Source organism: Providencia sp. PROV236, from assembly GCF_033676985.1.
In the GTDB taxonomy this organism is placed as follows: domain Bacteria; phylum Pseudomonadota; class Gammaproteobacteria; order Enterobacterales; family Enterobacteriaceae; genus Providencia; species Providencia manganoxydans.
In genome coordinates this window covers 174,730-201,178 of the sequence record NZ_CP096297.1, presented here as the reverse complement: position 1 = coordinate 201,178, position 26,449 = coordinate 174,730, and the positions used below count along the sequence as shown (strand labels likewise).

Genomic DNA, 26,449 nt, shown 5'->3' with positions numbered 1-26,449 from the left:
TGATACTAACCCCTGCTTACTTCAAAGTAAGTAGAATATTCCAAGTTGCCAAACCGACGCCCTTGAATATATTCACCCCATTCTCAGATTGCATCTATATGATTTTATTACCTTAGTATCAACTAATAGTCGTTCATCCGACCGCAACTAATACACAGCCATTCGAGCAGCCACAAGTCACTTTATGACCTTCGAGTGCGACGGGGATCCCGTTGATTTTCATTAAACTGTCCCCCTCGGCGATAGTGCCCGTTTTTTTGCATGACGGGCAATAAACCGAGTCGCCCACACAGGCGACGCCTTCGGTTTGTTTGGCTAGGGAAGAGCCTGTCAATACTGTACCGCCGGTATTGGTGGTGTCGTTTTTTAAAATGATTTTACGGCCGTTAACTGTGCTGCGCATATTGATATCCTTACATATTTAGTGCTTCACTATTGTCAATTCCAAATGAACTTTTTCATTAATCAGTTCAACAAGCTTTTCTTTTTTCTTCGGGAGTCATTACACTGACTTTATAGTTCTGAGCTTCTATGATATTAAGTCAAAACTCCACGGGATAAGCCCTGAAAATTGTAACTGACCAAACCACTTTGGCCTGAGTTCGTCTTGAAAACAGTTCAACCCATCTAGATACTGTGCAATAACACAAAGAAAAATAATATTCTCTTTACGTATTGGCATTGAATTAATATTCTTTAACGCTTGTTTTAAAAATAAATCTTTTTCTTTATAGTTATCACTAAATTGTTTATTCATATCCTTTAATAGAAACAAGTCAATTTCTGATTTTAGTATCGAGGGGTCATCACCGATAACTGCATAGCGTTTCTTGGCATATTCAATTATTTCACGCACATTGTTAGATAAATCTAACGCTTGATAATTTTCAATCGTTTCGTCTAGCCATGCTTTACTTTTGGAGGCTTTTAGCAAAACCACTTGCTCAAGATGTTCTTGTTCTGCTTGGTATAATGGCGACTCAGTATAAAATTGTCCACAGTAGAGCATTAACGTCGTTTGTGTCACGCAAAGATATTGGCTTGCTCGACCAATGGATTCAAAATACAGGTAATTCTTTTTTAATAGATTAAATAATGTCTCTCGTTTAATTTCATAATATATTAATGCAGATTGATGTTCCTCCTCAAAATAGTTAACCGCATCAAGATAAAAGGCTTGCAGCTTATTATCGCGAATGATTTGTTTGCTTTGTGCCGTCAACCTCATGACATTCCCCCATCTCTTAAGGCGGTTAACTACCGCCTATGTTCTGTAATTAAAATAGCTTATTAATAACTTGCAGCTCGGGATTAATCGTAATGAGGTCATCAATTATTTGGTTATAGATAGCGGGCCTATTTTGCTTCCAACCCACCATATCCGGACGATGCTCTATCGCCATCGGGGTTTTTAATAACGGATGATCAATGACAGGGGTAGTTAAGCCATGTTTAGCGCGAAAATTTTTGACTGCTTGATATTCAAAAGGCCAAGGAATTAAAAGATTTAATTCTATTTCATATCCTGTTGATGGTTGTTGATTAGGGTCATCAGTAAATAATGCAGACCATTCAATATGTCTGTCACATAAAGTAATCAACCATTGTTCTATAACATCATGACTTTCAGTATAAAGTGCTTCTTGGCAGAATCGTTGATAAAACGGGTCGATAGGAATACCTGCACTCTCCCAATCTATGGTCTGCTCTTTTTCACTTGCCAGCATTTCAATGGCTAACACACCTAATTTTTGAGGGCGGGTATACATTGGAAGGGATTTTGCCATTTTTCCCGATTGAATACTTTCAATGATTTTATCGTAGCAAAGATGTCCAACTCTAAAATCGTCACAAGCAAAATCCATTAATAAAATTTCACCCTGTTCTGATAAATTTAAAAAAGAGCCTTTACGTTCAAATTTATCAAAATAATCTAGTACAAAAATCAAGTTTTTATGGATAAAAAACCTTTCAAATGCATAAAGATATTTATAGTTATTTCTGAAAACCTCTACCAAATAAGTAAATGCAATAGATGATGAGTCAGAATCCAACGCAGACATGTAATCAATGTATCTTTCACTTGCCACACCATCTGAATATTCTTCTATGCTTTCAATAAAATCTTCATATATACTCTCATTAACCTTTGATATATCCGCTTTTGTCAATTTTACTTTATTTTCTATATACTTTATGACATCATCATTTCTACTCATTTCCCTAATTCCTCTAGGTAATAAAAGCTTGAGTACTTATTATTTCCACCAACATTAAAGCTGTCATCTATAGCAACTGTTAACTTATAACCAACAATATTTTTCTTATTACTTTGATTTTCAATTTGTTTCAATAGCTTAAACTGTTCCTTGCTTAAATTATAGTCATTATTTCCATATCGAAATGACTCCATTGCAGTTTTTGAATGTAACTTTATATTGTATAAAAAATTATTTTGTATCTCGCTTGGTTTTCCCGATGTTGGTGTTGCATTTGGCCCAAACTTATCCTTCATCGTTGTTTTGATTTCAAACGTCACCCACTCAGGTGGAGGCGGCTCAATTTTACAAATTAAATCAATACCTTGTCCTTTTGCGTTTTGCAATGCTAACATTTTTTCGGGAACAAAGCGTTTACCCAATAAAGGATTTAATTCATTTCCATCTTTATCAAGACGGGAGGATTTGTTGGCTAATGGGGCTTTACCATAACGCGTTTTCATGAACAACTTATCAAATAGCGTGCCTTTTTTAATCTCATTAACAACGTGCTGCTCGCCGAGATACCCCACAAACTGCGCCATTTTCAAGGAAGCAAGCCCATCATAAAATAAATCAGAAGTTAATACCTTTTGTAACTCATGTTCAGACTTTAAGTTGATTTCAATGTGCCCAGTAACTCGACGTTCAGCACCATTCGGCTTACCTTGTATCCGTAACACACAACTGCCATCGGGTTTTGGGCCAAAACACGTAACAATCGTATCATCAAAATGGCGTGTAAACGTTTTTCCAACGACATTAAAGCGAGTAATAATCGTATTTTTTAAGAGTTTTGCGGCTTCTTCACTGACAACTTTTGCCGTAATACCGTTAAGGTAACCCTCTTTAAATTCGAAGAGCTTAGCCATAATAGTCCTTTATTCTATTTACCTTGAGACACGTTATGCAATTTAGGTTCTCCTTGAAAGGACTCTAAATAGAGTGTGCCCCCAACCCCCATACTCCCTACACTGGTAATAGCTTGCGTTTTAACCTTTTTACCAAAAAACATAAACAGGTTCATGGCATGATACGTCGTGACAAAGCTTTTTGTGTTCCCCGTCTGAGAATCAAGGTATTTCATGGAGTTTAAAAGGACGTTATACCCTTTTTCTTTGTTATATCCCCACAAAGCCGTAGAATCCTCAATCAAGTCATTTGTCGAAAAAATCACATTTAATCCATCGGCAATTAAAGGGATCACTCTGGCACCATTTTTCACCGTTGTAATTGCGGCCCCGACCCCAAAAGCTAAAAAAATCAAATCAACGGCAATAGACTTACCTAAATTAATTTTTTCCTCCATACGTTGTTGACGAATGTCTCGAATAATACGCTTAACAACTTCTTCTGCTAGCTCAGGGGAATTTTTTGTCTTCACCTCCTTACTACCCCGTGTTGGAAGGTTATAAACTGTAAAGCTCGGTGTAACTGTTATCGTTCTTAAGTTTTTACGGTAATCCACATCTGATAACGCAACATTGGTATACCCTGTCATAATCTCATAAGTATCCCCGGCATGAGGATCACCTTCTAATTCCTCAAATGGTTGCATGCCATGTGTTTTTTCCCGTGCAAGCTCAAACTCAAGTCGATAATAACTTTTGGCAAATTTATAACGTGTGCCACGATAAAGAAAGGAAGCATCTTCAGGGCGCTCTGCGGCAGGGATAAAGGCCAACATAAAGCTGAAATACGATTCCGTTCCTTCACCGCCATCCGGACTAAAATGGGCTCTTATCGCGTCTTGTAGTTGAGAATAGCCCATAATTTCGGCGGCAATCTGGCTGATCCTTGGCTCTACCGTGTTATCTTGACTTTTCTGGTTGATATGCTCCATAAAGGATTCAAAAGAAATCCCTGTCGGCATGGGCTCAGGCTCGATTTCATTAGGACACGCCTCATTGTACGTTTCCTCCCAAGCTTCATCGAAAGGGCTACGAGCCTCAGCATTGAAGGTATCAATGACTTGTTTATCATCCGATAACATCACACACGACTTAACACTGAGCTCACACGACTGAGTGTCTATCGGATCACTCACTCGTTCATCCGTAAAACGTTTTTCACATTCCATCACAGCTCCTTTACGGCAAGTTGCCACTCTCATCTACTCACGGTGATTAAAATAACTTATTAATAACTTGCAGCTCGGGATTAATGGTAATGAGGTCATCAATCATTTGGTCATAGATAGCGGGTCTATTTTGCTTCCAACCCACCATATCTGGACGATGCTCTATCGCCATCGGGGTTTTTAATAACGGATGATCAATGATAGGAGTGCTTAATCCCTGTTTAGCGCGAAAATTTTTGACCGCTTGATATTCAAAAGGCCACGCTAATAAAATTTCCATATCGATTTCATAGCCTGTAGATCTTTGTTCGTCAGAATTGATACCAAATAGGGCTGACCATTCCACATGTTTATCACATAGCGTAATAAGCCATTGAGCGACAACATCATGATTTTCATTATAAAGTGCTTCTTGGCAGAAACGTTGATAAAAAGGATCAATGGGGATACCTGCACTTTCCCAATCAATGGTTTGATTTTTTTCACTTGCCAACATTTCGATAGCTAATACACCCAATTTTTGAGGGCGAGTATACATCGGCAATGAATCCGCCATTTTACCTGATTGAATGCTTTCAATAATTTTATCGTAGCAAAGGTGACCAATTCTAAAATCATCACAAGCAAAATCCATAAGAAGGATTTCTCCTTGTTCGGATAAACTCCATACAAAACCATTATCTTCATCATCATAATAATTCATTAGAAACAATAAATTAGAGTGATAAAAAAATTTTTCAAAGAAAAAGTTTTTCTCTTTTTTATTATAAAGTTCATTTAAATATCCCATAGCTATAGAACTACGATCTCTATCCAATAGAGAAAAAAAACTAATAAAATCCATAGGACTACTATTATTTTTTGCCTCATTAAAATCATTTTTGAAATCACTAAATATTTCATGATTTAGTTCAGTAAGATCAAGATTTTTCATTGCAAAATTTTTTATAACATATTTTTCTATGGAATTTATCGTTTTCATTTTGTTAACTCCTCAAAAATATACAGTTGTTTATATTTCAAATTACTTGAAACATTAAATTTATCATCTATCCCAATAGTTAATTTATAGCCTTTGACTATTGAATCCTCATCTTTTTTTCTTCTACTATTTCGCTTTATATCCTGAATAAGCTCTGTCATTTCCTTTCTAATGCTTTGATTTATTGAATATTCATTCACCTTAGATCTTAAAGAGCGTTCTGCTAGATCGATATGTTTACTCAAGTTACCAATTGGGTCTTTTTGGTAATCACTGACCTTTCCCGCTCTTGGTGTTGCATGCGGACCAAAGCTTTCTTTCATCATTGTTTTAGATTCGATGGTGATCCACTTTGGTGGTGGTGGATAAGGGGCAACTTTACAGATAAGATCAATTCCATGTCCTTGCCTATTCTGTAGGCTAAATACACTGCCAGGCACAATTTTTTTATCTCCTTTTAATGTAGATAAAAATGGAACAGCAGTTTTTCCACGATTTTTAATATACCCTTTACTCAATAAATCACCTGAATTAGCGGCTTTTCTTGCGTGGTTTTCTCCAATGTAACCCACAAATTGGGCGAGCTTCATCGCTGCAATATCGTCATATAATTTTTGCTCTGACAGAACCTTATGTAGATCCTCTTTTTTGATATTTAGCTCAACATGTCCTTTAATATTCTGTGATTGCCCATTTGGCTTGCCCTCTATACGTAAAATATATCCGCCTTCTACTCGAGGACCAAAAAGGGTAATTTTAACATTGTCTAAATGTCGTTCAAATGAGCGTACCTTTGGGACTATATGTGACACATTAATTTCATCCAACCCTTTGGTTTGATGGGTATTTGTGATTCTTAATGTATTTGTTTTTGCCATTTTGCTATCCCATCGCCTTATTTTATATTTTGTGTCATTGTCAACGTGCTTTCTTGCCCAACAAAACTTTCAAGGTAAACAAGACTTGCACCACCAGAGGCACTGGTGACACCGGTTAAGGCTTTGGTTTTGACATTTTTTCCAAATAAAATAAACATATTGGCGGCGTGATAACTGGCTTCAAACGCTTTAGTATTCCCTGTTTGGCTATCAAGGTATTTCATTGAATTTAACAGCACGTTATACCCTTGGTTTTCGTTATATCCCAAAAAGGCCGTCATATCTTCAATCGTTTGATTGCCCATCAAAACCACATTAGCGACTTCGCCTGCTACACGGTAAGCCACTTTCCCCCCTAATCGGATAGCGGCGCCAACCCCAGTAAATAACAACGCGATATCGACAGCGATCATCACCCCTTGTGCAAATTTCTCGCCATTTTCATCCGCTTTATTTTGGATATCGATATCTGAGGCAATATATTCAATCAGTTCATCGGCTAACTCTGTGTAGGTTTTCACCGTAAGGCTATCACCCCGAGTTGCCTCTCGCTTTTTGTGCCCTTTTTCATCTACTGTCCACTTATCAATCCAAGCATCGACTACCGTGTATCTCAGAGATACGGCAATCACTTTTTGGAGATCATTGACCGCTGTCATTTGTACATTAGAAGGTGTTGCCATCTGTTGAATATCATGCACACTCCCTGTCGGGCTTGTGTAAGCTTTACTGGTATAAGGTTCAAATGTGCGTTCTAAAAAAAATTCAATTTTATAGTGGTGACGTCCAAATTTATGCGATTTCCCCTTATAATGAAATTCACTGCCTTTTGGGCGTTCATGTTGAGAAACAAAAGCCAACATAAAACCGAGAAAAGCCTCAGGCGTCCCGAGTCGCTCCCTTAATGTCTCAAAAAAGCGATTATGTCCCATAATCTCTTCCGCAAGTTCTTTCATTTTATTCGGTGCGCTAGTGGACTGACTTATCGTTGAAACATATTCCAACAATGAATAGTAATCGACACCAACCGGAATTTTTTCTTTGGGAACTGTGCCGTCTTCATTTTCAGGATACTCTTCCCAGTCTTCATCAAACGGACTGGCAATATTTTGATTGTAATAATCAATATCGGCTTGTTCATGACTTAAAAAAAAGCAATCTTTGGTACTTTGTTCACACGGTTGGGCATCAACAGGATCACTCACCGGTTCATCTGTAAAATGTTTTTCACATTCCATCACGGCTCCTTTACTGCAACACAAGAAACTGGTTGCCACTGACATCATCAGCAAGAATAAATAACAGATTATCCATAAATTCGAGGTAGTCGTTCACCGGTAAGTAAGGCAATAACGTTTTTACGGTGACGGGGTCGTAATAACGAAACATCAACCAGGTTTTCAGTTCTTCATCATAAACTTGGTTAAATTTACGTAAATGATGCGCTAACTTGTCGAGAGATAAACGAGAGCGCAAATAAATGCCCAAGGGTGCTTTTTGACTATTTTCGAGTAGCCATATGACAAACGGTGAATCGGCTTCTAGCTTCACTAAATAAGGCGCATAAAACGAATAATGCTCTGCACTGTCACCTTTCCATAAACAACGATACTCCACCTCAAAGATATCCAATAGCGCCGCGATATCAGGGCGTTTAATTGCATCGATGATCGCCCAGCTTTGACTCAGCGTTGTCAGTTTACCTTTAATCACCTGCTTCTGGTCATGACGAGTGAACAGTACATCGCCAAACAAATAGGCTTGCAGCATCGCGGGTTTATTGCTCTTATCTGCCTCATAAGGCAATAACGTTAAGCGTGATGAACTCATTGAGCCTCTCTCTCCTTCTTCGCTTTCGCACAAATTTCACAAAACGGTTGTCCCTCTTCTGTCGCTGCCATCAGCGCTTTCACTTGATCGACACCGCCGCCGCCAATATCCAGTGATGAAGTATTAATTTTGAGTTGTTTCGCCTTAATCGTGATCCCTGAACTGTCTATCACAATGCTGCCCCCTGATCCTGCAAGTGTCAGCTGGTTTTCCGCATGAATAATGTAGTAAGGCGATTGCGAAAACAGTTTAGTTTTCACTTCTTCATGACGCTGGCCTTCTACCACCGTTTTTTGATTACCACTGATTTGTGTGTGCTTATCTGCAAAAATCACCGATTTATGGCTGCTGTTAATTACTTCCGTTAAGTTCTGATCAATTTGAATTTCTTGATCTTGCAAAATATGGATCACCGAATTGCGACCAATTTTCTCATAATGATCACGCCCTACATCGGTGCGCTTATCTTGACCAATGCGCTCTTCTTGATCGACCCCCACCTGTTTTTGTCGGTTATGACCGATGGTATGGAACTCATCATTGAGGATATGGGTACGGTGATCTTTTTGCGCATGTAGATAAATCTCTTCGCGACCGTTATAATCCTCAAAGCGCAGTTCATTGAATCCCTCACCTTTGTGGGTTTTGGTACGAAACGTGGTGCGCGTCTTGTCTTTGGGTAAGTCTATCGGCGGACGATTTCGACCATTATAGGTACAGCCGGTTATGATGGGTTTATCTATGTCATTGTTTAAATAGGATATTATGACCTCCTGCCCGATTCTGGGGATCGCCATAAACCCAAATCCATCGCCGTTCCAACCCTGTGCAACTCTCACCCAACAGGATGCGCTGTGGTCGGGCTTTCCGCGTCTGTCCCAATGAAAATAGACCGTCACCGCCCCTTGTTCGTTGGTGTAGATTTCTTCCCCCGGCGGCCCCACTACCGTCGCGAGTTCATTGCCATCGGCAGTCGGTTTATAACGGTACGGCGGTCGCCACTCTTGGGTGCTTGGCATAAAAGTAATGGTATTGGTCAATTGGGTGCCTTGACCGCCGCTGTTGTCGGCAAGCGGTTGTACGCCGTGGTGATGCGCAGTGACCACTTGCCAATCATCGTTCATCTTGCTGCTGGGGTGGTTGCTCAGCGAGAAAATTCGCCCCGGTGCCAGTTCGATACAGTTGCTCGAGGCCGTACCCACTTCACGGTTGTTTTGCGATTGCTCGTAACGAATTTGATTGAACACGTTGCCTTCGGCGTCGTCTTGAAAGCGTCCGTAGCTTTCAAACACTTCGTGTTGTTGGTGATTTTCACCCGTCACTTGGTGGCTCAGCGGGTGGGAGGGACGTAATGGGTTATAGTCTTTATCAATACGAATATCGCTGCACAGGTTTTCTACATAACGCCATGCGGTCACCGTGCTGTCAGTGATATCGGTCTCCGATTGTGGGTTATAGGTCAGGTACAGTCCCGCCTTCATCCCCAAATGGCGGTCGCTGTAAAACATCATCGAACCTTCCTCAAACCAGAAGGTGATGCCTTCTTCAGCCGCGAGGCGGCACCAGAAATCGAACATCGTTTCGCGCTTTTGGGTAATATAGCGGCGTTCAAGATGCTCTTCGGGGTGATACAGCAACTTGTCGTTGGGAATATGCGCTTCCTGCAATAAGGTGTTGAGCACCTTCGGCACCGTGGTGTTTTGGAAGATGCGGCTGTCTTGTTTAAGGGTCATCACCCACATTTCAGGGCGAATAACAAACTGATACCACGTCTTCACCCCGTCAGTATTTCCCTGCTCAACGCTCGCCAATAACCCCTCAATTTTTCGGGTGACTATCCCTTCTCGCATCACCGTGAGTGAGCATTTATCCCCCAGTACTCGCTTAAAATCGATATTGGGCAATGGACTCACCGCTTGAATGGTCAGGGTGAACAGTTCCGACAACCCTTCGTGCAAGTCAAATTGGGTGACTTGAAACGTGCCTTCGGGAAGATTGGCAATTTGACACGTAAACACCAACCCTGAATAAAGCTTACGATTGGCTATCGCCTCGTAGATATCAATGCCACTCGCTTGAGGTTGGTTAGCGAGGGCCGAGCCTGATGGCACATCAAGGCGTGGCGGCTTGGTTTTATTCACTAACGATTGCCAGTGGTTCGCGGCTTTTTCCGCATCGGATAAGGGCTTTTTCGGTATATTGGTTGGCATCAGTGGTTTCCCTACTTAATTCAATGTGTCATCAGGCGCAGTCGGTCACCACGCCATCCTTTAATGATGGTTACAACAGCGATTTATAGCCTTGTAACGGTGAGGGCGATAAATACCACGTCGGTAAATCGCTATCGCCAAAGTTCACTGACATCTCTAACAACATGTTTTCAGATAAACAAAATGGGAAAAAATGGTACAAATGCGTCACAAACATAAAGGCCTCACCTTCATTTTCAAATTGCGCTCTATCGAGGGTTAGGCTCAGCGATAAGCAGCGGTGAGTCTTACCTTTCAGAATGTAATCATAGAGATGCGTATCCAGTGCAACACAGCCCGAAAGGAGACGTTCCAGTTTTCGGGTCACTTGCCGGTCGTTTTCACGGTATAAAATATAGTCTGATAACATCTGCTTGATGGTCGACAATGACATCAACATAAAGGCATTGGCGCTGTAATGGGAAAGCAGCTGCCAATAATATTTATCATTCACAATCGGCGGATAACAATTTGATAATGCAGTGATATTTTTCGTTACCACCCCTTCAGGTACGGCTTCATCGTGCCGATTTAAGACGCCCACACGGCTGTCTTGATAATGTTCAAAACTAATGTATTGGCAGGAGAAACACAGGCTCGGCGGTAACGTCATTGGTTCACCCTGATTGGTATAGAAATTCAAGTAATACAGGGTGCGCCCGCGAATATCGGTATCGATAGTCAACGCATAAAACAGCGCTTGTTGATATTGAGGGAGTAATCGCGATGCCGCCGTGAAATCGGTCATCGGGTAAAAATCGCAATACACCCCACGCTCGGCTTCATGAGACTGCAATGCCAGCTGAACATCCGATAAACTCGCCAAATAGTGATTAGCAGGGATAGGCAATAAATAAGACGATTCACCGTACTGAAAATCCATTTTCAATTCGTTTTGTTTTTCGCGATCAATCGTCGGCACACAGTTTAAATAGAAGCTTTCTTCGCATTGGGCGGGGGTGATTGGCAACTGCTGATTGAAGTAAATATTGATCACGACTATGGGATCAGTTTGCCAATCCAGTTCTTTCACTATTGAGGGTACATCAATATCAATAAAATGATGCACATGCGGTAGATAGAAGCCTTCGAGCAACTGCTGAGGTGCCGATAGACCACGCTCCGATTGCTGAAAAATTTGATACTGTTTACCGATTTTCGGTTCAAAGTAAAAATCGATATTGTTACCACGATATTGCTTATTATTATGAGACAGCTCGATATAATCAAAATATTGGCTAAAACCTAGCATTAAAGCATCTGCAACAATTTTTTCTTTACTTAAAAACAGGTTCAAGGCTGCTGTTGCCTGTGAGGTCGCTTCACCACGATACTTCACACTCAGTGAAATGCAGCTGCGGTTAGGTTGATGGGTAATTTTTTTCTCAACAATTGAAAATGGTTGTAGAGTCATGCCGTAGCACAAACTAAAACTACTGCCATCAGGTCCTAAAACTGAATTACCGGCTGGAATATCATAAGGATAGCTAACCACCTCAGTTTGATCGACCTGAATAATGGTGGTCGAAGGTAACCCTTTGATAGCCTGAGAGCCTAGACGCTGTAATAGCGGTAAGGTGATCTCAGGAAAAGCATCATCGATTTTTTCTTGCAATCGCGCGGAAAGAAAAGCAAACCCTTCAAGTAGGTAGCCCGTGTGCGGATCTTGTGGATCTAAAACATGCGCAAGGTGAGGTTTCTCTTGTGCATAATTATCAGCCAATTTCTGCAAATATTGCTTTTCTTGTAGGTATTTAATTTCACTCATTATTTATCTCTTTCCGCCGTCATGCTATCGACCTATGTTTTAGTATGAGTTGGGTTTTAGTCCCTGCTTTTCCGCCTGCTTTTGCAGTTCGTAGTAACGCGCCAGTAAGCCGTTAATTTGCCCATCAATATTGCTAATCAGCGTTGGCGAAATTGGCTGTCCACTTTCGATTTGCAGTGCAAACTCACGCAGTTTTTCTTCTACTGGCGTGCTTTTGTTATGTTGTTTTTGAATGTCATAAATCGCCGTTTTTAAATAAGACAGAGTGAAACTCCCGCGATTACGCTCTTGCATAACAATCTTGTCTGACAACTGTTGTAATAACGACGATGTTTCTGACCAACTGTTATCAATAGGGGCATTCTCTAACCGAGTCGTAATGAGATTTTGCCAATTGCGGCTTGCGTAGGCTTGATCGGCATCGTTCGGCCAGAGCCTTTTTGCTGTGTCCACTAGGGCATCAGACTGTTTTAAACTAAAGACTGGGGATTGTTTTTCTAATAGATTAAGGCTGTCTGAATAGCTGGCTAGTTCAGGTTTAAATAACCAGTGCGCTGCGGCACCTTCAGGTACTGAAGTGGTCGCAACAAGCGCTTGTTTGAGTGAGTAATATATCGGATAACCAATACTTGCAAAGACTACGGCACTCGCAATTACGCCGATAAGAAAGCCTTTTGTTGCACTCATTTTGTCATGGATAGGTAACGGAGCAGGCTCTGAAGGCGTCGGCGTTTCAATAACAATCGATTGTATTGACGGTTCTTGCTGAGCTTTCGGTTGTTGGATATACACCAACGGTGGCAGTTTTACCGCTTGGCTTTTTATTTTACTCAGAGAGTCTTCGCGCTGTTCTAGATTTTTCGCCGAGTTTTGGAAGAACCACAGTAGATTTTCTAGCTTAGGCACCTTTGACCATGTGGTTTGTGCCAGTTTATCGATAATCAGCTGTAGTGCTCGTTCGGAACGGTAGATCAGACGTAAATCATTGGTATCAAAAGTAAGTTGGCGCAGGGTAGAGCCTGCGCGGCTGTTAAACCAATTTAGAATATCGGCACGATGGTGTGGCTGCTCTGGCCACAAGTGCTCCCACTGAGTGACAACGACACTGGCTAGCAGTTCACACCCTTCAGTAAAACCACTTAATCCATGCAGCTGTAATCGTGCCATGGTGTAATAAATACCACTTTGTAAATCAATACCGTGGTTTTTGAATAATGTTAGGCAAAGCGATTCAATTAATGTCCAGCTCACTTCAGGACGAGCGGGATGGTTCAGTTTATTGAACTCGGCTTTCAAGGCGATAAATTCAGGGGTCTCCAACGGAGACCCTCCCACTTTGATCACTAAATTTTCAGATTGCGTACTCATTATTTCGCTATTCCTTTGTTGTTATACCGAAAAGCACATTAGTAAAGGGTTTCCGGTAAACGGAATCGGGTAAATAATCCCCCAAAGAATGGGTTGTTAGATTCGTCGATTTGTACACGGTAAGTCATGTCACCGCCATCGATACTGAAACGAACATCGAAGGAGTTTGGTTTTACATTCATTAACTTACCGCTGTCGATCAGACGTAACTGCGCCCATGGGCCACTAAAACTTAAGGCACGCGGCGATTTATCACCTGAAAGCGGAACTAACGTGAGCTTACTTTCAATATTTGAACGCATGGAGTTTGGCCAAACCATGTGCACGGTATTACTGCGACCATGTGAATAATCAATAATCTGTCCATCAAGGTTCAAAATACTGCGACGCTTGTTGCCTGAGAGTGACAGTGGTTCAACCGCAAACTGGGTTTCAAGGTTACCTTGAGCAGTAAAGAAGGTGTCTCGAATACGATTTGCGACTTCGATTTGTGCCAATACATCAGGGCGGATCAGCGACTGCCCATCGATGTTTTCAATCAAGTTATTTTCTACAAACAAGCGTAGATTTTGCTGATAGAAGCTATCGATAGTGCCATTTGGTTTAAAGAAACGTTCAAATTCACTCAGTGGTACGTCTTGGGTTGATTTCGGATTGAATGGATAACGCCCTGCAATATAAGCGTTATATTGTTTGACCACATTTTCATTCCATTCCACTTCCATGTAACGGATCGCTTCTTTTTGCACCACATTCCATGCTTGGTCAGCAAGATCGCCCACCCAACGGTTCAATGGCTCTGGCAATGTTTTGGCCATTTGTGATAACTCAAAAATCACATCGCGATTGTTGTCATTCAAACGCATCGATACCGCTTTTAATGCCGCTTTGCCCGGAACAGGTGAGTTTTGAATACTCAACAAGTAACGGTGTAGGTCGTTCAGTTTTTGATTGAGATTTTGGAGGTTTTCACCGTTATTACTGACTAAAATCTCCGTTTCTGGTGAAAACTCTCTGTCTAGTCGACTTAACAGCTTGTATTTAGGCTCTTCCATCAGTTTCTTTTGTTCTGACGAAGATAATGCGCTATCAATGGCAGGCAGAGAGGTGTTGTCTCTGAGTACTTGCAGTGCGCGACGTAGTGGCTGCTCACCACTAATGATTTGTTCCAATGCGTTGATTTCGTCTTGGATGGTATCAAACTCGCGGATCTCTAAGTTGCTCATCGCGCCACGCCATTGCGCAGTGTAGTCGCTGAGATATTGCTCGCTGATCTGACGTTGGATCTCTTTACGATCACTGTCACTGTATTGAGTATTACGTGCTAGGTTCAGCACCCAAGCATCCAATAATGTCAGATCAACCAGCTCATCATTTTGTCTGATGAAATAGTTAATGAGTCCCGAACGGGTCAGAAATTGTGGAATTTCTAGCTTATCTTCATCAATTGCCGTGAATACTGAGTTAAAACCAGGGCCAATTTGATGGCGTAGGTTAAGTGGCGATGACAATGTTTGGTTGGCTTTCAATTTGAGTGTTTGGTAAACACGTTGATACAGCGAGAGGGCACTGAGTTCTTTTTGTGCATCACTGATTGGTTTTGCAAACGGCGCAAAGGTTTTATTGGCAATAGCCGAGCCGCTATTACGTTCTGCCTGCCAGTCGGTATGCTCTAACGCATAATGTAAGTGACCACGTAGTTGCGATTGGATGTCTCTTTGCCCTGTGAAGATTTGGCTCCAATAATTCGCCATATAGTCCTCAACTAAACCATTGTTGCGACCACTTTTATCTTCCAACATGCGCATTACACGCAAGATTTCCAACTTCTCTTCACTGCCTTTTTCTGCGCTATTTAACTCAGTGAGCAGTCCTGCCATGATCGCAGGCAAAAAACGCTCAGTCAGCAATTGTAGATAAACGCTCTCAACCTGTGGCCCCACTTTTTGACCTTGATATAGGCCCATTTCCGATAGTAAACCACTCTTCTCGCGATGGTTTCCATAGGCCAATGTTGCTTCTCTTAATGGGTTCAATACAGGAAGCTGCTTGCTGCCATCCACATCTTTCGTGGTGCTCGATTCTATCGCACGGAAAGATTTCACTTCGTTGAGGACGTTTTCACCCGCACGGTAGTTTTTATTGTAGTAATGGCTCCAACCATTCCATACCACCAGCAAACCAACCACACTCACCGCTGAAGCAACCAGCAAGCGAGTACGGTGTTTTTTCAACCAATAATGGTTTTCTGCCGCAAGATTTGGTTCACTAAATAACACATCACTGAATAAGTTTTGGGTGAAATATGGGTGAGTATCGGCGATCGGCCAAGTGGTTAACGGTGCTGTAGGTAAATGATATTGAACAGAAGCCGTTTGGCTAAAGACATCATCGATTTGCCCAACTTGTGTTGCTGAAGTGAGATATACCCCTCTTAGACGGATATTTTTTTGCTCGTTGTTCGCTATCAATGAGGATATCAGTTTGGTAACACTGCTTTGCAAACCTTCAATTTGGCGAACAAAGCTGAACAGATCGCTACGTTGACTGCCTTCAGGGCGATTTAGCATCATCTCAGGCAATGCGCTATTCATTTGGCTTACCCATTGCGTCCAAAATGCATTGAGTTGCTTTTCCCAATTTGCATTTTCTTTAGCGCTAAAAGAAATACCGAGTACTTGGCTGCGTTGCTGAGCGTCCAACGACTGGAACATCGCGTCGAATCCACGTAATAAATCGAGCTTAGTGAATACGATATACAGTGGTAACTGACTATTGAATGTCATACGCACCTCTTCAATGCGCATGTGTAAATCAGCAATCAACTGGCCATTTTTTTCTTTCGAGTTCGTTAATAACGCTAAGGTATCAATGGTTAAAACAATTCCGTTCATCGGTTGTCTTGAACGATTAGTATTTAACCAATCCAGCAATTCATTCCATAAACGATGGTATAGCTGAGGCTTATCGTCTGGTCCCATCGGTTGGGTTAGTAATTTGCCATCAGGAACAAATAACACAGCGTTATCTGCCAGCAAACATTGAATATGTATAGGTAATTTATGATCACTGACAACATTTTCAGTCGGTGCAATATCCAAGGTATTGAGGCTGTTTTTCAACAGGGTTTGCTTGCCACTCTCATTATCGCCTAAGACAAAGTACCAAGGGCGTAGATAAACTGAGTTGGTATGCCCATTTAGATGGCGAGTGAATTGGGCTTTCCAGTAATCAAGGTAACGGTTCTGGAAATCAATATCATGACGAACAGGATCAACAACGGCTAGCTCAACATCTAGCTTGAGGCTTTCTAGTTTTTTCACCCGTTTCCATGTGGCGTAACCTATCCAACTGACAATAACCAGTACGATCACAATTGTTGCCAACCAACGTGCACTCAGCTCTTTCAGTGGATAGTCGTCTTGATAGCGAAATTCAGGCCCCCACCACCAAATCCAGATAATCAAAATGGCAGGGATCAGTGCTAAGCACAGCAGTAAAAATGATTTAATTTTTGATTTATCGCCAAAAAACAGTTTCTTAAGAGAACCTGTTATTTTTGGTATGGATAGAAAAGATAATTTCATTGTTGTGAATTCCTATCAAAGGTCATTTCCTGCTTTTCTTGCGCTTTGCGTGCTAAACGATTGAGCAAATCGGGCTCCCAGTCTGATAGCGAATAATGTAATGCGGCAGTATGCAGTTGCAGATAAAGGTTCTCAGCCATGTGTGTCATACCTGCTTGCTCAAATAACTGTGCAGATAACAACTGGCTATAAAAACGTGCTCTAGGCTCTTCTGTTGCAGCAATAAAGCTTTCAACGCGTTTTAGTGCTTCACTGAGCCCATGCTCTTCAAAACATTGTAAAATCTCTTGTTGCTCAGCCTGTAAACTGTGCGAACCCGTTGCTGATTGGCTATTGGCTGATTTTTGGAAGCCATTCAACCAAGATTGCACCTCTTCAGGTAAGAAAGGGCTCATATCGGAAAAACTGAGCTTAGCCAGATCAGGTAAACGATTTAAAAATAGCTGTAATTCTTGAGCGATAGCTTCTCCTACCAGCCCGTAGCCTAGTTTTTCTGCGACCTGTCCAGCCAACATATGGCCTTCAAGCCAATACGGAGACAACGTCAGGCTTTGTTCAATATTGTTCAGCAGCGTTATTGATGGCTGAGCCATTTGATTTTTATAATCAATGATGCGGTCTTGAGAAACGGGCGCTAATGGTGTTTTGCCATCATTATTCGCCATAGGTAACGCATTGATGGCATGCCAAATTGCATAACGACGTAAGCAATAACCTACCGCGTCCGAAGGGGCTTGCTCACACAACGCCTCAGAGACTTTAAGCAGTGTTTGCTTCCATTGACGTTCATCGCTTTGATTGACTTCAACCTTAGGTGTACTGATAACAGGGGCTTGCACTTGAGGAGCATTGTCAACGACGGGTTGTTCACTGGTGGCAGGCGCGGTAGCTGCGACGACTAAAGCAGGTTCACTTTGTTCGATGCGGCTATAACGACGGCTAAGTGTATCAACTTCTGCTGATAAATCAGGACATTGTGCATGCCATGATTTCGCCAAGAAAGCAAAAGAACCCAAAATATTATCACGCTGGTTTACATTTGCTTGTCGGCAAAAACTGTCTTGAACGGTATCAAAACGCTTCAGAATTTGTCCTGCTAAGCGTTGTTTCAATCGCCTATTTTGTGGATAGCAGTTTTCCCAAAAATGGCGTACAAACTCGGCTAATAAGTCAGCCGCCAGTGCTAACTCATTGGGTTCCCCTGCATGTTGCAAGGTGCGCAATAGATGTACAAGCAAGCGGAAGTCTTTGGTTTCATTAGCAAACAGCTGTAGCGCTTTGCGTTGGATTTCATCTATATTTAGTTGAGTGTGGCTTAACGAGCCAAACTTAATCATTTCCCCATCAATGTATTCCCAATCGGGGTTATCATCCGCGATAGGTGCAACTTGCTTTTCCTCATCAAGAGGGGCCAGTAGCTGCTCTTTCCATTTTAGTTGTTTGTTCATCGTCATGATAATTACCAGTGGCAAGCCGCTCTGAGCGGTTTTATCTCTTCCGACATTTCAGAAATATTGAAGGTTAACCGGTCATTGTTGGCGAGCTTCAAAGTCAATTTTTCACCATTTAACAACCGCTTAATTTCATCAATACCAGGAATGCCACGGCTAGCTTCTAAAACGTAGCCGTTTTCACGCAGAAACCAGTCAGCGGTAAATTGGGTTTTATCGGTGGTGAGCATCACACTACCTGCCTCTTGCTGGCGTGGTAGCGCGACCTGTAGCCGAGTAATGTTGTCGATACAGCTGATCATCATGACCGGACGTGGCGGTGCAAAACCAATAGCAGGTATGGTCATGATCACGGGATAATCCCCTGTTTCCGGCACAGTGACTAAGAAACCTGCACTGTTGTCTTCTCGGTGCATTTCATGTTCCATAGCTTGGCGCCACGCCTTACCCATTTGGCTCGAATCAAGATGCGTTTCGACTGGCGAGTCCGATATGATCTTGTCATAACAGGCAAGCCGGATCAGTTGTGATGATTCTAAACGGCATTCTGATAGCGCTTGGGTTAACGCTTGCAGTTCCGTCGTGTCCGCTGACGCCGTTGTCGTAGCCAGTAAGGCAGCAATTAGCCCTCCTGCTAGCGGTGAAATATTCATCTCATGCTCCCGTATTTTTTCAATTTATAGATTAGGGACCGCTTTGATAAATTCAGGCTCGATGCCATCGTCTCTAAATCACCATCAAATTGTTGTTGTCGGTCTTTTAGAATTTGCTCTTCGTAGGCTTCTATCGCGACAGTTAAGTCATCTATTTGCTTAAAATCAGACAGATTGTTATTTCCTATTGGCGTCGTGGGTATCGTTAGCGCATTCACCGCAGCTTGTAACTGCCGCTCACGATCTTGCTGTAACGAATTGAGATATTGCAGATGAGCAATTTTTTGTTGCGTATGTGATAACTCAAGAATGCTCTTAAGCTGATGATGAAATAAGGCGCAATAAATAGGGAAAATGCCTTGATCACAACTTTCCATATCCAGTGCTTGACCAAACAGGGTGATCGCACCACACGTTTTATTGCGCAAATCTCGCAGTGGTAAGCTATATAACCCCGTTCTCGGAGGAAGTTCTGCAACAAACTGCCGAAAGTGGCTGTCGTTAATATATGTGCCTTGCTTTAAATCTTCCCATAATACCACTTGCCCTTTTGATATCAGTTGGATCAATGGATGGTCAGCATCGCTAATATCGACATCCAAATACCCTTGCTCAACTTGGCTACATTGCTTAATACTCCAACTTTGTAAACGATTTTCAGGTTGGTTTATTAATGAAACAACGAGAGCACTAAATGGGCTACGCGTAAAGCTGAACGCCAAAAATTGGCTCGCCAATACGTCCAAGTGAGTGCATTCAAGCAAAGCTAGGGCATTTTTCAGTCGTGATTTCATAGTTCAGTATTCACCGTCGCAACGAACTCATCGTTCAGTGTGGATAATTGAATAAGGTTAATCGCTTCATTTCTCGCACTGTGTTGGAGCAACAATAGTGATAACGGGGGTAATAATGCTCCGTCGATAATTGACTCTAAAATTCGAGCGCCATTTTCTGCTCGGGAAGCACGACGCAGAATTTCATGAGCGACACTGTCATCAAGTTCAACTTGTGCGCCAAAACGTTGCTCAAGCAACGAGGTCAAACGAGCGAGTTTGCCACTGACTATTTGTTGTAAAACTTCTGGTGGCAGCGGTAAGTAAGGAATAACTTCCATACGTGCCAAAAGTGCAGGTTTGAAAAAGGCCGTTAATTCAGGATACAGTGCATTTTGCAACTCATCCGGTCTATTTGCATAAGCCGCAATAACCTGATCGCCAAGGTTAGACGTTAGGAAGAACGCGACGTTTTTGCAGTCAATCACTCGACCTTCACCATCCGCTAACTCACCTTTATCAAAGGCCTGATAGAATAAATTCAGAACATCTGGGTGTGCTTTTTCAACTTCATCCAATAGCACGACAGAGTACGGTTTCTGACGAATAGCTTCCGTTAACACACCCCCTTCACCGTAACCCACATAACCCGGAGGTGAGCCAATTAAGCGTGAAACGGTATGTTTTTCTTGGAATTCTGACATATTGATCGTAGTCAGATACTGAGTGCCGCCAAACATCAACTGAGCGATTTGGATCACTGTTTCGGTTTTACCTACCCCACTTGGGCCTGCCAACAAAAATGCCCCAAGAGGACGCCCAGGGCGACGTAAATCAGCACGTGCAGTCAATAAATGCTTATGTAAACATTCAATTGCCAACGATTGGCCTTTGATGGTCTGTTCTAAGTAGGTAGGTAGCTCGGTCACAACGGATAACGCATCTTGTGATAAGCGATTTAATGGCACCCCTGTCCACTCCGCGATCACCGCTGCAATCTGTTTTTTATCCACATGAGGTGATACCAGCAAATGCTGCTCATGCAGTTCATTAAGCTGCTCATTTAACTGTTTGAGTTGCTCTTTAAGTACTAAACTGTCGTTGATTGCGAGCTGTTCATCGCTTTCCAGAAGTTGTGCCCTTAACGCAACAATTTGCGAAACAATAGCTTGCTGGGTTTCCCATGCTATTTGCAGCTCTTCAACTTGTTGCTCGATGGCCTCAGATTGTTCAGCGAGCAACTCAAGGCGAATGCTGTGGTCATTCAATCCAAGCTGCTGCTCACGCTGTAACACATCGGTTTCCATACCAATTTGGTGTAGTTCAGTTTTCAGCAACGAGAGCTTTTTCGGTGGAGAAGAAAGATTAATAGCTGCGCGTGCACCTGCTGTATCAAGAACATCAATCGCTTTATCAGGAAGCTGACGCCCAGAAAGGTAGCGCTCACTCAGCTCAGCACTAGCACGCAACGCTTCATCATCAATAAATACTTGATGCGCCTTTTCATAAATAGAACGTAGCCCACGCATGATAATCACAGCTTCTGCTGCGGTTGGCTCTTTAACTTGAACTAATTGGAAACGACGCGCTAAAGCGGCATCTTTTTCAAAATACTTTTTGTATTCACTCCATGTTGTCGCCGCAATAGTACGCAATTCACCACGCGCTAACGCAGGTTTCAGTAAGTTAGAGACATCTAACCCCCCCTGCTGGTTACCTGCACCAATCAGAGTATGGGCTTCATCAATAAATAGAATGATCGGATGTGGCGACTGGCTCACTTCCTGCATGATGCCTTTGAAACGTTTTTCAAACTCACCTTTAACCGCAGCGCCAGCCTGTAATGCGCCGAGATCCAATGTCATTAATTCACAGCCACGTAGCTTTTCAGGAATTTCACCCGCAACAATGCGTAGTGCTAACCCTTCAATCAACGCGCTCTTACCCACCCCGGGCTCACCCACAACCACTGGGTTGTTTTTACGGCGACGGCAAAGGATATCGATCATCAAATCAATTTCATGGTCACGACACAACACGGGATCTAGCTGCCCATCACGTGCTTGTTGCGTCATGTTTTGGGTGAATTTAGCCAGTAATGAATCCGTAGGACGAGTCTCTCCTGCTTGCTGCTGCGCTTCTGTCAAAGGTGCTTCCGCCGAGCCTGCCGTCCAACTGTCAAAATTCAACCTTAGTTGCTCTCGATTGACCTGAGAAAGTAAATCAGCAACGGGTTTCGATAAATAACGCAGTGGCATTTGCAGTAAGGTCAAAAATAGAGTCCCTGAACGCAGCTCACTGTGGTTATATTCAGTTGAAGCTAATAACCAACTGTCTTTCATCCATTCAATCAATAATGGAGAGAAACTTGGGTAGCTTTGGGTAATTGCATGGTGTGGTGGAATTTGCACTTCAAGCAACTCAACCAGCTCGATGATATCTAAATCCGCTTTATGGCTGATCAGGCGAATGTCAGTTAATGGTGTTTCGACCAACTGCTGAAAAAACTGTGAAACAGTAATTTCAGGTTGTTGGTGGCTAACACAATAAGCTGCCGCACTTTCTAACGCATGCTTCGCTATAGGATGTAAGCGGTTAACCAATGTCGAAAGATCAATCTGAATCATAATGCGTCCTAACCGAGTAATGTATTAAGTTGTTCCACGATACTGAGTGTCTGATGATTCAGTCGCGATGAATAAATGGTGTAAATGACAGCGGCCAAAATCACGACAGCAATCACGATATAACGGACACCGAAGCGCTTACCTAGGCGATAGCGATGATGTTTATTACCGCCTTCATCAAATAAAACGATAGGTTTCGCATCCCCTCTCAGCTGTTGGATTTGTTTCTGCAAGCGTCTTAGTAAGTGATTAAATTCATCATTTTGCCCAGTCGTCACTTTGTAACGACCCCGATAGCCGAGACACAAACACAGATAAATAAACTCCAACAAATCAAGGTAACGTTTCGGCTCACCGAGTAACCGTTCAATTAATACGAATACTTTTTCACCACCCCAAGACTCATTATGAAAATGTACCAATAGTGACTGTTTGACCCAGTCATTTTGCTGATCCCAACCTAAGCCCAATGCGGTTTCATCAATAAAGGTGCACAGTACATAACGAAATGAAACAATGGCTCCCGGTTCATAACCTTGAGTTTGTAATTGCTGTTCTATCGAGGTGATATCGGTAACGACCTGCTGGTAAAGCTTCTCAGACAGCGGTGTTTCTGACATGGCTTTCATTCTCAACACCATGCCTAGCAGTGGTGTTGCAGCATCAATCATTGGGTTGATGCTGTTGCCTCTCAGTGGTAGCTGATAATTTTTTTGTAAATGGTTCTGTTTGATATAGTCATCAAAGAAAGCGGCATTAGTCATTATCTATCCCACCTCTTACCGCCCACAACTGGATGTCCAATTCAGGGAAGTTGCCAGAAACATGGAATGCGATGTTGGAATGCTGCCTAATCTCTTTCCATACCTCACAGTTTTTATCGAGCTCAAAATAGTTATAACCCGAATGATATGGGAGCTCGCGCGGTGCGGTTGAAAGCGGAATCAACTTGACCCCAGGGATCTGTACACTCACCACTTTACGAATATTACTTACTGACGTGATCTTCGATTGTTGTGGGAACTGTAAACGTAGCTGCTCTTGCGGCATGTTCGCTTTAACCGCAATGATAAAGTTGGCTTTTCGTAGTAACAGTTTGTCGTGGATCGTCGCAACACGAATACCGTGATCTTGGATTTCCATTGGAATAGAAACAGCACGAGGCGTTAACACCACACTCAACGCTTCCCTGATATCTTTAATCAGGGGGAAGTAGCTTTCAGCCAAATTAAAATGTTGATATTTAGCAACACTTTCTGACAATCGAGTGTTTTTAGTGAAGGTTTGTAATTCCCCACACAACTCCAGTAAATCGCGGAACAGCTTTTCAGGGTGAATAACTGGCTCTTGAATATAGTGGGTATATAACGGGTAAGTACGGTTAACTACCTGTAGCATGAGAAACTCAGCGACATCCGCAACACCTTGTTGCCCCGGAGAACCGATACGTGATGCAATCTGTTTGGCGCGTTCAAACAGGGCTCCTTGTAGTTCAACTAAAAATTCGCTCAGCCTCGGGAAGATACGGATATTTAAACAAGCAGGGATAAAATCTGTTTCTAGGATTAAACCACCATCAGCACCACGCTCTCTTATTTTACAAATAGGTAGCGTGACATAAGCATCCATTTCCTTGGAGCCTTGTTTTAGGATCGGTCTCAATTTAGCCACATGAATTGGACTAACATCGCCCCCTTCCGTGTGTAAATCACGCACATCTTCCATACTATCGCTATAGCGTGATAATAAACGGTTACCACTGTGCTCAGTCGACACTTCATTAACCGTGCTATTCACTAAAGGAAATGCGAGGTAAATAACGTTGTTATCACCTTCGTTAATATTTTTAATATCAATAGGCTGAGGAAGAATATCTTGATCTGGGAGTGAAAAAACGGTGCCATCTGGCATCACACCGGAAGCCTCTTTGATACCAATGCGCCCCATGCTGTACAACTCTTCACTCATGGTTAATGAGGTTAATCCCCAATAATGTGAGATATAACTCTTCAGTATGCTTTCCGTGACATAATCTTGATGGCGTTGCTGTTGCTGAAAATGTTGTGGCTTAATGAATAAGCCCTCACGCCAAACCACTCTGTTTTTTGTCGACATACTAGTCATCTTCCTCTTGTCTAAATTCGATTTCATTTCCTCTAATATGCGCTAGAAGGAAGTAATGGCGCCCCTTACCACGAGCTTTGACGATTTTTTTCCATTCAGCATTGTCGGGATCGGAGTAATAACCGATCACACCGATATAGCGGTTATCAGGGTAAAGTTCGATGTTGGGTAATGGCTTATATTGCCCCGGTAAAATGGTGTAGTCCTGATGGTCGATATAGTTCTTTTTCAGTACCTTTTCGAGATTTCCGTCTTGCTCCTCAATTTGATCAAAATCGAGCGCCGCAAACAGAGAATCTTCATTCATATAAACGATTTGTAAGTTGATCGGTGTAGCCTCACCATCCTGATTAGGATTGATATTTGGCTCCGCTAAAATCGTTAACGAGATGGTCGATGGTCTATCTTCCGGTGGACCGATTGGAATCGACGGATCTAAGATGACTTGACCTATTTTCGATACTGCTTCCAATGGCCTAGTACACCCACTAAGTACGACCATAGAAAACAGTAAAAATAGGTAACCAAATAAGGTTTGCACTCGCATATTACGCTTCCTCAAGCCCTTTTCTTAAGGCTCTGTCATAGGCATGGGTGTAAACTTCATAAAACAACTTTTCAAAGCCTTGCTGACGCGAAGAAGACAGTTCTTTGTAATAGTTGTTATACATTTCCCATGCCCAAGCATCGTCGGTTGATGTGTTATCTGATGCGCGGCGGTAGTGCGCAAAACGGTTTAACAAGTGCTCAGGTGAAAACGCAGCAAGCATGGTAGACAACGCTGTAGAGATTGCCGCTTGGTTTGCTTGATAATGCAGTTGCATATTATGTAAGCTCTCAGCAACCGCTGAAGGCGCAGAAAGGTGTACAGGGCTACGAGCATCAGTAAACATCAGTGCCATTGTTTCCTGATAACTGCTATTAAGCCGCAATGGGTTGTCCTCAATCGGACGTAATTGTTTATCTTGTAAGCTTTCTTGCTGTTGTTGTAATGCAAGTAAGCCTTCTATCGCAGAGCGAACCGTTTTTCCCAATTCCACTAAAAAATCATTCGCTTGCTGCGAAGTTTGGAGATTTAAGTGAATACCAAGCCCTTGCATTAATGGGTTTACAGCGACGTGCTCAATATCGGTAATCGAGTCATCGAGTGTTGGAGTGATTTTTGGTAAATCCATAAATTCCTGAACCATGGTGTTCCCTTGATTATCTGAAGATGGGTTAGCAGAAAATTGAGCGAAGTGAGTGCCATTCATCAATAATGGATCGGCAGATTGCTGTTTTGTCTGTGAAATCAGACTTAAACTCTCATTTTCTAATGCTTGAAGTGGATCATAAGTTAGCGAACCCTGCACTGTCGGTGCGAGTTCATAATGAATCGGCTCATGGGACTGCGTTGGCGTCGTATCAAACAAAGAATCAAGAGGATTACTGTTGCTGGAAACCAACGACTGCGGTGTTACAGCCATTAAGTCTTCTTTAGGCTGCCCTGTTAAACTGATATTCACAGAAAGCTTAAGTTGACCAAGTTTAATTTGATCACCATGAGCAAGCCTGACCGCATCAAGGTAACTTGGTACAATTGCATTGTTGACATACACCGACTCGGTGCTGGCCTTAAGACAAAAGTGTTTATCCTTCCATAGGATAGAGCACTGTACTGGCGCAACCGAGTTATGACTGTCTTGTATCTGCCATTCACATTGTGGGCTACTGCCTATTTGGCCGCCGTCTTGCGAAAATGTCATACTCGAAACATAACCGCTTTCGAGTAGTTCACTATTTATCAAACGAAATGAAATTGTCGGTAAATACTTATCCATG

Annotated in this window: 21 protein-coding genes; all 21 read right to left on the bottom strand. The window is 42.3% G+C overall.

Annotated elements, in window-relative coordinates:
• Positions 1 to 133: 133 nt before the first annotated feature.
• A complete protein-coding gene (locus M1E96_RS00850; protein ID WP_140179768.1) occupies positions 134 to 403 on the bottom strand; it encodes a PAAR domain-containing protein in 270 nt (89 codons plus the stop codon).
• 126 nt (positions 404 to 529) lie between these two features.
• Positions 530 to 1,228, bottom strand: coding sequence for a hypothetical protein (locus tag M1E96_RS00845; protein WP_272580531.1), 699 nt, complete (start codon positions 1,226 to 1,228; stop codon positions 530 to 532).
• 49 nt (positions 1,229 to 1,277) lie between these two features.
• The gene (locus tag M1E96_RS00840; protein ID WP_272580532.1) at positions 1,278 to 2,219 is read right to left on the bottom strand and encodes a hypothetical protein; all 942 of its coding nucleotides are present in this window, start codon (positions 2,217 to 2,219) and stop codon (positions 1,278 to 1,280) included.
• Positions 2,216 to 3,130 (bottom strand): hypothetical protein, encoded by a 915-nt coding sequence (locus M1E96_RS00835; protein WP_369427332.1) that lies wholly within the window; start codon positions 3,128 to 3,130, stop codon positions 2,216 to 2,218. Before M1E96_RS00835 ends, M1E96_RS00840 begins: the two co-directional genes overlap by 4 nt.
• A gap of 14 nt (positions 3,131 to 3,144) precedes the next feature.
• Positions 3,145 to 4,338 carry a hypothetical protein gene (locus tag M1E96_RS00830; protein WP_337979733.1) on the bottom strand — a complete coding sequence of 398 codons (1,194 nt, stop codon included), beginning with the start codon at positions 4,336 to 4,338 and terminating at the stop codon, positions 3,145 to 3,147.
• Positions 4,339 to 4,384: 46 nt separating this feature from the next.
• Positions 4,385 to 5,320: a hypothetical protein gene (locus M1E96_RS00825; protein WP_337979732.1), complete on the bottom strand. Its 936-nt coding sequence runs from the start codon at positions 5,318 to 5,320 to the stop codon at positions 4,385 to 4,387.
• Positions 5,317 to 6,198 (bottom strand): hypothetical protein, encoded by an 882-nt coding sequence (locus M1E96_RS00820; protein ID WP_070929516.1) that lies wholly within the window; start codon positions 6,196 to 6,198, stop codon positions 5,317 to 5,319. Before M1E96_RS00820 ends, M1E96_RS00825 begins: the two co-directional genes overlap by 4 nt.
• Before the next feature lie 17 nt (positions 6,199 to 6,215).
• Complete coding sequence (locus M1E96_RS00815) at positions 6,216 to 7,436, bottom strand: hypothetical protein (RefSeq protein ID WP_349485607.1); 1,221 nt, start codon at positions 7,434 to 7,436, stop codon at positions 6,216 to 6,218.
• A 10-nt stretch (positions 7,437 to 7,446) separates the two neighbouring features.
• Positions 7,447 to 8,028, bottom strand: a complete 582-nt coding sequence (locus M1E96_RS00810; RefSeq protein ID WP_070929519.1) for a DUF4123 domain-containing protein — start codon at positions 8,026 to 8,028, stop codon at positions 7,447 to 7,449.
• On the bottom strand, positions 8,025 to 10,238 hold the full coding sequence (locus M1E96_RS00805; RefSeq protein WP_369427331.1) for a type VI secretion system Vgr family protein: 2,214 nt from the start codon (positions 10,236 to 10,238) through the stop codon (positions 8,025 to 8,027). The genes M1E96_RS00810 and M1E96_RS00805 overlap by 4 nt, the downstream gene beginning before the upstream one ends.
• 70 nt (positions 10,239 to 10,308) lie before the next feature.
• Complete coding sequence (locus M1E96_RS00800) at positions 10,309 to 12,045, bottom strand: type VI secretion system baseplate subunit TssF (protein WP_070929520.1); 1,737 nt, start codon at positions 12,043 to 12,045, stop codon at positions 10,309 to 10,311.
• 39 nt (positions 12,046 to 12,084) lie between these two features.
• A complete protein-coding gene (locus tag M1E96_RS00795) occupies positions 12,085 to 13,413 on the bottom strand; it encodes a VasL domain-containing protein (protein ID WP_349485608.1) in 1,329 nt (442 codons plus the stop codon).
• 38 nt (positions 13,414 to 13,451) lie between these two features.
• Positions 13,452 to 17,000 (bottom strand): type VI secretion system membrane subunit TssM, encoded by a 3,549-nt coding sequence (gene tssM / locus M1E96_RS00790; protein WP_369427330.1) that lies wholly within the window; start codon positions 16,998 to 17,000, stop codon positions 13,452 to 13,454.
• Positions 16,997 to 18,454: a type VI secretion system protein TssA gene (gene tssA / locus M1E96_RS00785; RefSeq protein ID WP_272580542.1), complete on the bottom strand. Its 1,458-nt coding sequence runs from the start codon at positions 18,452 to 18,454 to the stop codon at positions 16,997 to 16,999. Before tssA ends, tssM begins: the two co-directional genes overlap by 4 nt.
• Before the next feature lie 5 nt (positions 18,455 to 18,459).
• Positions 18,460 to 19,104: a type VI secretion system-associated protein VasI gene (gene vasI / locus M1E96_RS00780; RefSeq protein WP_070929523.1), complete on the bottom strand. Its 645-nt coding sequence runs from the start codon at positions 19,102 to 19,104 to the stop codon at positions 18,460 to 18,462.
• Complete coding sequence (locus M1E96_RS00775) at positions 19,101 to 19,898, bottom strand: Fis family transcriptional regulator (RefSeq protein WP_070929524.1); 798 nt, start codon at positions 19,896 to 19,898, stop codon at positions 19,101 to 19,103. The genes vasI and M1E96_RS00775 overlap by 4 nt, the downstream gene beginning before the upstream one ends.
• A complete protein-coding gene (gene tssH / locus M1E96_RS00770; RefSeq protein WP_369427329.1) occupies positions 19,895 to 22,504 on the bottom strand; it encodes a type VI secretion system ATPase TssH in 2,610 nt (869 codons plus the stop codon). The genes M1E96_RS00775 and tssH overlap by 4 nt, the downstream gene beginning before the upstream one ends.
• 8 nt (positions 22,505 to 22,512) lie before the next feature.
• Positions 22,513 to 23,268, bottom strand: a complete 756-nt coding sequence (icmH, locus tag M1E96_RS00765) for a type IVB secretion system protein IcmH/DotU (protein ID WP_070929525.1) — start codon at positions 23,266 to 23,268, stop codon at positions 22,513 to 22,515.
• Positions 23,261 to 24,619, bottom strand: a complete 1,359-nt coding sequence (gene tssK / locus M1E96_RS00760; RefSeq protein ID WP_180737813.1) for a type VI secretion system baseplate subunit TssK — start codon at positions 24,617 to 24,619, stop codon at positions 23,261 to 23,263. The genes icmH and tssK overlap by 8 nt, the downstream gene beginning before the upstream one ends.
• 1 nt (position 24,620) lies before the next feature.
• Positions 24,621 to 25,175: a type VI secretion system lipoprotein TssJ gene (gene tssJ / locus M1E96_RS00755; RefSeq protein WP_070929527.1), complete on the bottom strand. Its 555-nt coding sequence runs from the start codon at positions 25,173 to 25,175 to the stop codon at positions 24,621 to 24,623.
• A 1-nt stretch (position 25,176) separates the two neighbouring features.
• A complete protein-coding gene (tagH, locus tag M1E96_RS00750; RefSeq protein ID WP_070929528.1) occupies positions 25,177 to 26,448 on the bottom strand; it encodes a type VI secretion system-associated FHA domain protein TagH in 1,272 nt (423 codons plus the stop codon).
• Position 26,449 lies beyond the last annotated feature (1 nt).

What these genes read in the sequence shown, in the direction of transcription:
- M1E96_RS00850 (WP_140179768.1), bottom strand. Translation starts at nt 403, where the DNA reads ATGCGCAGCACAGTTAACGGCCGTAAAATCATTTTAAAAAACGACACC.
- M1E96_RS00845 (WP_272580531.1), bottom strand. Translation starts at nt 1,228, where the DNA reads ATGAGGTTGACGGCACAAAGCAAACAAATCATTCGCGATAATAAGCTG.
- M1E96_RS00840 (WP_272580532.1), bottom strand. Translation starts at nt 2,219, where the DNA reads ATGAGTAGAAATGATGATGTCATAAAGTATATAGAAAATAAAGTAAAA.
- M1E96_RS00835 (WP_369427332.1), bottom strand. Translation starts at nt 3,130, where the DNA reads ATGGCTAAGCTCTTCGAATTTAAAGAGGGTTACCTTAACGGTATTACG.
- M1E96_RS00830 (WP_337979733.1), bottom strand. Translation starts at nt 4,338, where the DNA reads ATGGAATGTGAAAAACGTTTTACGGATGAACGAGTGAGTGATCCGATA.
- M1E96_RS00825 (WP_337979732.1), bottom strand. Translation starts at nt 5,320, where the DNA reads ATGAAAACGATAAATTCCATAGAAAAATATGTTATAAAAAATTTTGCA.
- M1E96_RS00820 (WP_070929516.1), bottom strand. Translation starts at nt 6,198, where the DNA reads ATGGCAAAAACAAATACATTAAGAATCACAAATACCCATCAAACCAAA.
- M1E96_RS00815 (WP_349485607.1), bottom strand. Translation starts at nt 7,436, where the DNA reads ATGGAATGTGAAAAACATTTTACAGATGAACCGGTGAGTGATCCTGTT.
- M1E96_RS00810 (WP_070929519.1), bottom strand. Translation starts at nt 8,028, where the DNA reads ATGAGTTCATCACGCTTAACGTTATTGCCTTATGAGGCAGATAAGAGC.
- M1E96_RS00805 (WP_369427331.1), bottom strand. Translation starts at nt 10,238, where the DNA reads ATGCCAACCAATATACCGAAAAAGCCCTTATCCGATGCGGAAAAAGCC.
- M1E96_RS00800 (WP_070929520.1), bottom strand. Translation starts at nt 12,045, where the DNA reads ATGAGTGAAATTAAATACCTACAAGAAAAGCAATATTTGCAGAAATTG.
- M1E96_RS00795 (WP_349485608.1), bottom strand. Translation starts at nt 13,413, where the DNA reads ATGAGTACGCAATCTGAAAATTTAGTGATCAAAGTGGGAGGGTCTCCG.
- tssM (WP_369427330.1), bottom strand. Translation starts at nt 17,000, where the DNA reads ATGAAATTATCTTTTCTATCCATACCAAAAATAACAGGTTCTCTTAAG.
- tssA (WP_272580542.1), bottom strand. Translation starts at nt 18,454, where the DNA reads ATGACGATGAACAAACAACTAAAATGGAAAGAGCAGCTACTGGCCCCT.
- vasI (WP_070929523.1), bottom strand. Translation starts at nt 19,104, where the DNA reads ATGAATATTTCACCGCTAGCAGGAGGGCTAATTGCTGCCTTACTGGCT.
- M1E96_RS00775 (WP_070929524.1), bottom strand. Translation starts at nt 19,898, where the DNA reads ATGAAATCACGACTGAAAAATGCCCTAGCTTTGCTTGAATGCACTCAC.
- tssH (WP_369427329.1), bottom strand. Translation starts at nt 22,504, where the DNA reads ATGATTCAGATTGATCTTTCGACATTGGTTAACCGCTTACATCCTATA.
- icmH (WP_070929525.1), bottom strand. Translation starts at nt 23,268, where the DNA reads ATGACTAATGCCGCTTTCTTTGATGACTATATCAAACAGAACCATTTA.
- tssK (WP_180737813.1), bottom strand. Translation starts at nt 24,619, where the DNA reads ATGTCGACAAAAAACAGAGTGGTTTGGCGTGAGGGCTTATTCATTAAG.
- tssJ (WP_070929527.1), bottom strand. Translation starts at nt 25,175, where the DNA reads ATGCGAGTGCAAACCTTATTTGGTTACCTATTTTTACTGTTTTCTATG.
- tagH (WP_070929528.1), bottom strand. Translation starts at nt 26,448, where the DNA reads ATGGATAAGTATTTACCGACAATTTCATTTCGTTTGATAAATAGTGAA.